The sequence below is a fragment of the Actinoplanes sp. NPDC051470 genome, assembly GCF_040682035.1.
In the GTDB taxonomy this organism is placed as follows: Bacteria; Actinomycetota; Actinomycetes; order Mycobacteriales; family Micromonosporaceae; genus Actinoplanes.
The window spans coordinates 1-3,584 of sequence record NZ_JBFBAA010000075.1; the positions used below are offsets into that span (position 1 = coordinate 1).

Consider the following 3,584-nt stretch of genomic DNA (forward strand, 5'->3'; position numbering starts at 1 on the left):
ATTCCTTTGGCAACAAGATTGTTTGTTGCTGGGATTTGAAATATCTCTAGATTTTGTTGGAGAGTTTGATCCTGGCTCAGGACGAACGCTGGCGGCGTGCTTAACACATGCAAGTCGAGCGGAAAGGCCCTTCGGGGTACTCGAGCGGCGAACGGGTGAGTAACACGTGAGTAACCTGCCCTGGACTTTGGGATAACCCTCGGAAACGGGGGCTAATACCGGATATTACCTTCTCCTGCATGGGGGTTGGTGGAAAGTTTTTCGGTCTGGGATGGGCTCGCGGCCTATCAGCTTGTTGGTGGGGTGATGGCCTACCAAGGCGACGACGGGTAGCCGGCCTGAGAGGGCGACCGGCCACACTGGGACTGAGACACGGCCCAGACTCCTACGGGAGGCAGCAGTGGGGAATATTGCACAATGGGCGGAAGCCTGATGCAGCGACGCCGCGTGAGGGATGACGGCTTTCGGGTTGTAAACCTCTTTCAGCAGGGACGAAGCGAGAGTGACGGTACCTGCAGAAGAAGCGCCGGCCAACTACGTGCCAGCAGCCGCGGTAAGACGTAGGGCGCGAGCGTTGTCCGGATTTATTGGGCGTAAAGAGCTCGTAGGCGGCTTGTCGCGTCGACTGTGAAAACCCGCGGCTCAACCGCGGGCTTGCAGTCGATACGGGCAGGCTAGAGTTTGGTAGGGGAGACTGGAATTCCTGGTGTAGCGGTGAAATGCGCAGATATCAGGAGGAACACCGGTGGCGAAGGCGGGTCTCTGGGCCAATACTGACGCTGAGGAGCGAAAGCGTGGGGAGCGAACAGGATTAGATACCCTGGTAGTCCACGCTGTAAACGTTGGGCGCTAGGTGTGGGGGGCCTCTCCGGTTCTCTGTGCCGCAGCTAACGCATTAAGCGCCCCGCCTGGGGAGTACGGCCGCAAGGCTAAAACTCAAAGGAATTGACGGGGGCCCGCACAAGCGGCGGAGCATGCGGATTAATTCGATGCAACGCGAAGAACCTTACCTGGGTTTGACATCGCCGGAAAACTCGCAGAGATGTGGGGTCCTTCGGGGCCGGTGACAGGTGGTGCATGGCTGTCGTCAGCTCGTGTCGTGAGATGTTGGGTTAAGTCCCGCAACGAGCGCAACCCTCGTTCGATGTTGCCAGCGCGTTATGGCGGGGACTCATCGAAGACTGCCGGGGTCAACTCGGAGGAAGGTGGGGATGACGTCAAGTCATCATGCCCCTTATGTCCAGGGCTTCACGCATGCTACAATGGCCGGTACAAAGGGTTGCGATGCCGTGAGGTGGAGCGAATCCCAAAAAGCCGGTCTCAGTTCGGATCGGGGTCTGCAACTCGACCCCGTGAAGTCGGAGTCGCTAGTAATCGCAGATCAGCAACGCTGCGGTGAATACGTTCCCGGGCCTTGTACACACCGCCCGTCACGTCACGAAAGTCGGCAACACCCGAAGCCGGTGGCCTAACCCGTAAGGGAGGGAGCCGTCGAAGGTGGGGCTGGCGATTGGGACGAAGTCGTAACAAGGTAGCCGTACCGGAAGGTGCGGCTGGATCACCTCCTTTCTAAGGAGCAACTCACCGCCGAAAGGTGGTCAGTAGCCCGCAACCCCCATCACCGTGGGGTTGGGGTGCTCATAGGCGGAGACACTGGTTAATCGGTGCCGGCAACGGCCACCAGCTCTAGTACACCAGGCCCGTGAGGGTCGTGGGCGGAGCGGGCGGTGGTGCGGCTGGACACCGGTGATGAGCACCCTGTTGGGTCCTGAAGGAACAACCAGGCCGGCCGTGAGGCGGGTGTCCGGTGAGGGTTTCTCCCGGGGGTTGTTGTTTCAGTTCTTCTTTCCAGGCATGACCTGGTCCTTCATACCGCTCGGCTTTCGGGTTGGGGTTTGGTGTTGGGCGTGGTGGTTGTGGGTTGGTTGTTGGTTGAGAATTGCACAGTGGACGCGAGCATCTTGTTTTCTGTAGGTGTTTAAGTTGTCAAGGGCGAACGGTGGATGCCTTGGCATCGGGAGCCGATGAAGGACGTGGGAGGCCGCGATAGGCCTGGGGGAGCTGTCAACCTAGCTGTGATCCCAGGGTGTCCGAATGGGGAAACCTAGCAGCAGTCATGTGCTGTTACCGCCACCTGAATTCATAGGGTGGTTGGGGGGAACGCGGGGAAGTGAAACATCTCAGTACCCGTAGGAAGAGAAAACAACAGTGATTCCGTGAGTAGTGGCGAGCGAAAGCGGATCTAGCCTAAACCGGTTGTGTGTGATACCTGTCAGGGGTTGCACAGTCGGGGTTGTGAGACCCACTTATCGCATCTGACAGTGTGGTGAAGAGTTATAAAGTCCTGGGTTAGTTGAACGGTGTGGGAAAGCCGGCCGTAGAGGGTGAGAGCCCCGTAAGCGAAAATTCTGGACCTCTTTGTGGTGTTCTCGAGTAGCAGCGGACTCCTGTAATCTGCTGTGAATCTGCCAGGACCACCTGGTAAGGCTGAATACTTCCCGATGACCGATAGCGGACGAGTACCGTGAGGGAATGGTGAAAAGTACCCCGGGAGGGGAGTGAAATAGTACCTGAAACCGTTCGCCTACAATCCGTCAGAGCCTCCTTGTTGGGGTGATGGCGTGCCTTTTGAAGAATGAGCCTGCGAGTTAGTGGCACGTGGCGAGGTTAACCCGGGTGGGGTAGCCGTAGCGAAAGCGAGTCTTAATAGGGCGTTTTTAGTCGCGTGTTCTAGACCCGAAGCGGGGTGATCTAGCCATGGGCAGGTTGAAGCGTGGGTAAGACTGCGTGGAGGACCGAACCCACCAACGTTGAAAAGTTGGGGGATGACCTGTGGTTAGGGGTGAAAGGCCAATCAAACTCCGTGATAGCTGGTTCTCCCCGAAATGCATTTAGGTGCAGCGTCGTGTGTTTCTTGCCGGAGGTAGAGCACTGGATGGTCTAGGGGGCCTACAAGCTTACCGAAATCAGCCAAACTCCGAATGCCGGTAAGTGAGAGCGCGGCAGTGAGACTGCGGGGGATAAGCTTCGTAGTCGAGAGGGAAACAGCCCAGATCACCAGCTAAGGCCCCTAAGCGTGTGCTAAGTGGAAAAGGATGTGGGGTCGCTTAGACAACCAGGAGGTTGGCTTAGAAGCAGCCATCCTTTAAAGAGTGCGTAATAGCTCACTGGTCAAGTGGTTCCGCGCCGACAATGTAGCGGGGCTCAAGTACACCGCCGAAGCTGTGGCATTCACATATTAACTTTGCTTGCCGGTTTGGTCCGGTGGGTGCAGGTGTGTGGATGGGTAGGGGAGCGTCGTGCTACCAGGGAAGCGGCAGGGTGACCTAGCCGTGGAGGTTGCACGAGTGAGAATGCAGGCATGAGTAGCGAATGAAGGGTGAGAAACCCTTCCGCCGGATGACCAAGGGTTCCAGGGCCAGGCTGATCCGCCCTGGGTAAGTCGGGGCCTAAGGCGAGGCCGAGAGGCGTAGTCGATGGATAACGGGTTGATATTCCCGTACCCGCGTAGGAGCGCCCACGACGAACCCCGCTGTGCTAACTGTCTGAACTGAGTCTGACCTTCGGGTTGGGTGAGGGGAGCG

Annotated in this window: 2 rRNA genes (1 of these 2 running past the window's edge); both read left to right on the plus strand. The window is 57.8% G+C overall.

From position 1 onward, the window contains the following. Positions 1 to 53: 53 nt before the first annotated feature. A 16S ribosomal RNA gene (locus AB0M54_RS47740) occupies positions 54 to 1,569 on the plus strand. Positions 1,570 to 1,976: 407 nt separating this feature from the next. Beyond that, positions 1,977 to 3,584 (plus strand): 23S ribosomal RNA (locus AB0M54_RS47745) (it continues 1,514 nt past the right edge of the window). Together the 16S and 23S rRNA genes form the textbook arrangement of a ribosomal RNA operon.